Source organism: Cellulomonas algicola (assembly GCF_003851725.1).
In the GTDB taxonomy this organism is placed as follows: domain Bacteria; phylum Actinomycetota; class Actinomycetes; order Actinomycetales; family Cellulomonadaceae; genus Cellulomonas; species Cellulomonas algicola.
Genome location: NZ_BHYL01000317.1, coordinates 1 through 4,119, shown reverse-complemented (window position 1 = coordinate 4,119; position 4,119 = coordinate 1). Strand labels below are relative to the sequence as shown.

General features: G+C 76.4%; 5 protein-coding genes. 2 read left to right on the top strand and 3 right to left on the bottom strand.

All coding sequences use genetic code 11. The features are described 5' to 3' along the window. The 3 genes from CTKZ_RS17630 to CTKZ_RS17620 form a co-directional block, all read right to left on the bottom strand. Positions 1–983, bottom strand: a 983-nt coding sequence (locus tag CTKZ_RS17630) for a hypothetical protein (RefSeq protein WP_200829801.1), incomplete at its 3' end; no start/stop codon positions are given. Continuing rightward, the gene (locus tag CTKZ_RS17625) at positions 976–1,677 is read right to left on the bottom strand and encodes an ABC transporter ATP-binding protein (RefSeq protein WP_124344161.1); all 702 of its coding nucleotides are present in this window, start codon (positions 1,675–1,677) and stop codon (positions 976–978) included. The genes CTKZ_RS17630 and CTKZ_RS17625, both read right to left, overlap by 8 nt. Next, entirely contained in the window at positions 1,674–2,585 is a 912-nt protein-coding gene (locus CTKZ_RS17620; protein ID WP_124344160.1) for an ABC transporter ATP-binding protein, read from the bottom strand. Before CTKZ_RS17620 ends, CTKZ_RS17625 begins: the two co-directional genes overlap by 4 nt. Before the next feature lie 337 nt (positions 2,586–2,922). On the opposite strand from CTKZ_RS17620, the gene CTKZ_RS17615 reads away from it, so the two are divergent. Both CTKZ_RS17615 and CTKZ_RS17610 read left to right on the top strand, forming a co-directional pair. Further along, a complete protein-coding gene (locus CTKZ_RS17615; RefSeq protein ID WP_124344159.1) occupies positions 2,923–3,108 on the top strand; it encodes a hypothetical protein in 186 nt (61 codons plus the stop codon). 138 nt (positions 3,109–3,246) lie between these two features. Next, positions 3,247–4,089 carry an SDR family oxidoreductase gene (locus CTKZ_RS17610; protein ID WP_124344158.1) on the top strand — a complete coding sequence of 281 codons (843 nt, stop codon included), beginning with the start codon at positions 3,247–3,249 and terminating at the stop codon, positions 4,087–4,089. Positions 4,090–4,119: the final 30 nt, after the last annotated feature.

Here is a 4,119-nt window from a genome sequence, read left to right as displayed (position 1 = left end):
GCGACGAGCCGGGCGGCGAGCGTCACGGTCGTCGCGGCGAGGGCGGCCCCGAGCAGCGCGACGGCGAGCACACCCGAGCCCGTGACGCGCCCCTGCTCGCGTGCCGCGCCGAGCGTGCGCGCGAACGGCCGGTCCACGACGACGTTCTGCGCGCGTTCCTCGAGCGCGCTCTCGAGCTCGCCGGGCAGCGCGTCGACGGCGGCGCCCGCGCGCGTGAGGTCGACGGCGTCGGCCCGGGCCAGGTCGGGCTGCACGACGAGCGCGACCCGGCGCAGCGGGATCCCGCTGGCGTCGACACCGCCGGGCGCGACGACGAACGGGCCGTAGGCCGCGAGGTGACCGCGGAAGTCGGGGCCGACGCCCGACCCCCGCAGCGGGTCTTCCTGCCAGGACGCGCCCGGACGGGGCGTGAACGTGCCGACGACGGTCACGGCGACCCCGGACCCGCCCGCCTCGGCCGCGAGGGTCGTCGTGCTGCCGACCTCGAGGTCGAGCGCACCGGCCGCCGCGACGGGCAGCGCGGCCTCCCCGGGGGCGGTGGGCCACCGGCCGGCGACGACGGTCCCACGCGCGTCCCGGTCGTCGAGCTCGGCGAGGTAGCCCAGCCGGACCGGGCCGCCGTCCGCGGGCAGGTACTGCATGACGCTCGACGTCCACGTGGTCCGCGTCGTCGGGAGGTCGCCGAACGGTGCCGTGAGCAGCGCGGCCGCCGTGGCGACGGCGTCCGACGCGTCGCGCGCGGTCGCGGCGACGAGCGGGTCCACATCAGGGTCGTCGGCGTCCTCGGGGAAACCCAGCGCGACCCCGACCTGCACGTCGGGCGCGGGTGCGTCGGACATCGCGAGCTGCAGCGCACGCTGCGGCGCCGCGGTCGTCAGCAGCACGCACACGCCCACGAGCGCCGACCCCGCGACCATGACGGCGAGGACGGCGGCGAGCACGGCCGCCTGCGCGCGTCCGCGTCGCCAGACGTGCTCACCCACGCGCGTCCGCCTCGACCACCCGGCCGTCGACGAGGTGCAGCGCGCGGTCCGCGAGCGCGATCATCACAGGGTCGTGCGTCGAGACGATCGCGGTCATCCCCTCGGCCTCGACGACGCCGCGGATGAGCGCCATGACGGCCAGGCCGGTCTCGCTGTCGAGCTGTCCGGTGGGCTCGTCGGCGACGAGGAGACGGGGCGAGGAGGCGAGGGCGCGGGCGATGGCGACGCGCTGCTGCTGGCCGCCGGACAGCTCGTCGGGCCGCTGCTCGGCGTGCTCGGCGAGGCCGACGAGCTCGAGGAGCATCGCGACGCGACGCTCGCGCACGTCGACGGGAGCCTCGTGCAGCCGCAGGGGGACGCCGACGTTCTCCGCGGCGGTCAGGGCGGGCATGAGCCCGAACGTCTGGAAGACGAACGCGACGCGGTCGCGGCGCAGCGTGGCCTGACCGTCGTCGTCCAGCCCCGCGACGTCGACACCGTCGACGTGCACGGTGCCCTCGTCGGGGCGGTCGAGGCCGCCGACGAGGTTGAGCAGCGTCGTCTTGCCCGATCCCGAACGTCCGACGAGCGCGACGAGCTCCCCGGGAGCGACGTCGAGGTCGACGCCGCGCAGCGCGTGCACGGCGGACCGACCGCTCCCGAACGTGCGGTGCGCGCCGCGGACCTGGACCGCCGCGCCGGGGGTGGGGCTCACCGGGCACCGCCGTCGCGCCAGACGGCCAGGTGGTCGGCCTCGAGCACGAGGCGCACGCGGCTGGTGAGCGCGAGGGCCTCGCGGTACTCGCGGGGCACCTGCAGCCGGCCCGCGCGGTCCATGACGGCGTACTCCTCGTGCACGACGTCGCCGTCGGTCTCCCGACGCAGGACCTCGCTGCTCGTGCGGCCGTCGCGGATCGCGACGGTCCGCTCGACGAGCGAGCTGACCGCGGGGTCGTGCGTGACGACCACGACGGTGGTGCCCGCATCGCGGTTGACGGTGCGCAGCGTCTCGAAGACCTCCTGCGTGGTGGTCGTGTCGAGCTCGCCCGTGGGCTCGTCGGCGAGCAGGAGCTGCGGTGCGTTCGCGAGGGCCGTGGCGATGGCGACGCGCTGCTGCTCACCGCCCGACATCTCCTGCGGTCGCCGGTCGGCGACGTGACCGACGCCCACGAGGTCGAGCAGCTCGTCGGCGCGGCGGCGCCGCTGCCGGCGGGGGACCGTCGTGATCGGCAGCGTCACGTTCTGTCGCGCGGTCAGGTAGGGCAGGAGGTTGCGGGACGTCTGCTGCCACACGAACCCGACCGTCCGGCGGCGGTAGACGACGCGCTCCCGAGCGGGCATCGCCATGAGGTCCCATTGCCCGACCCGCACGCGACCGGCGGTCGGCGCGTCCATCCCCGAGAGCACCCCGAGCAGCGTCGACTTGCCCGACCCGCTCGCCCCGACGACCGCGACCATCTCGCCCTCGTGCACGAGCAGGTCGAGCCCTTGCAGCGCCTGCACCTCGACGCTGCCGGACTGGTAGATGCGGACGAGGTTGTCGCACACGACGAGCGCGTCGTGCCCGTACTGCGCCGGGCGCGGGGCGCGGCCGCCCAGGGCTTCGAGCGTGCTCTCGGACACCGGCGGCTCCTCCCGTCATCGCGAACGTCCACCGCGCACAGTAGGCGTGTTCACGCTCACACGGGGCACGGACGCGCGCGTGACCCGCGGACACCTGAGGCCCGCGACGCGCAGGGCCGTCACGGTGCGGTGCGCACGGGCCGCATGCTCGGCGGATGACGTCCGTCCCGACCCCCGGCGGCGCGCGCGCCCCGCAGCGCGGTCTGGCGCCTCGACCCCGACGAGCCCCGGGTGCTGCACGTCGAGGGGGACGTCGACGTGCTCGCCGTCCTCCGCCTCACTGAGGCGCACGGCTCCGACCCGCCTGACGCTGGGACGCGACCTCGCGGCCGCGGGCGTGCGCGAGGCGGACCTCACGCGCGCGACGTTCGTCGACTCGTCGGTCGTCGCGCTCCTGCTCGCCGTGTCGTCCCACCAGCCGCACGGGCGCCTGCGCGGTGCGAGCGGCAGCCCGCTCATGGCGCTCGAGGCGTCCCGGGTCCAGCCGATGTTCGACCTGGTCGACGTCGGCCCCGCGCTCTGAGCGACCGTCCGACCCTGGCCGACACCTGCCGACACCGTCGGGAGCGGGCGTCGCGGGGCGTCGCGCCCTGGTTCCCGTGCGGGATGCGCCGCTAGCGTGGCGACCACCGAGGTCCACGCCGAGCGGGAAGGGCCGCCCATGCGATCCGTGCTCGTCACGGGCGCGTCGACCGGTATCGGCCGCGCGACCACTGCGGCGCTCGTCGCCGCGCGCTTCCACGTCTGGGCGACCGTCCGCCGGCCCGACGACGCCGCGAGCCTACGGGCCGACCACGGCGACGCCGTCACCCCGCTCCTCCTCGACATCACCGACGACGACGCGGTGCGTGCCGCGGGCAACGAGGTCCGCGCCGCCGGACCGCTGTACGCCCTCGTCAACAACGCCGGTGCCGCGCTTCCCGGGCCGCTCGAGCACCTGCCGCTCGACGTGCTCCGCCGCCAGCTCGAGGTCAACCTCGTCGCCCAGCTGGGGGTGACGCAGGCGATGCTGCCCGCGCTCCGCGCGAGCCGGGACATCGGGCAGGACGCACGGATCGTCATGATCGGCTCGATCGGGGGGCGGATCGCCGGGCCCGTGCTGGGCGCGTACAGCGCGGCGAAGTTCGGCCTCGTCGGCCTGACCGGGTCGCTGCGCGCCGAGCTCGCACCGTCGGGCATCCGGGTGCTGCTCGTCGAGCCGGGAGCGATCGCGACGCCGATCTGGTCGCGCGGCGCGTCCGCGGGCCAGGAGGTCGCCGACGGGATGCCGCCCGAGGCGCTCGCGCGCTACCGCGCCCAGATCGACCACGCGCTGGAGAACGCACGCCGCAGCGCGGTCCGCGGCGCCCCGCCGGAGCGGGTCGCGGACGTCGTCGTGCGCGCGCTCCTCGACCGGAACCCGGCACCGCGCCGCGTGGTCGGCCGGGACGCCCGGATCGCCGCCGCGATGGTGCGGGTGCTGCCGCACCGCGCGGTCGCCCGCCTCACCGCGGCGCGGCGCTGAGCGCGCCCGCCTTGAAGCGGCGGACCGCCC

What these genes read in the sequence shown, in the direction of transcription:
- CTKZ_RS17610 (WP_124344158.1), top strand. Translation starts at nt 3,247, where the DNA reads ATGCGATCCGTGCTCGTCACGGGCGCGTCGACCGGTATCGGCCGCGCG.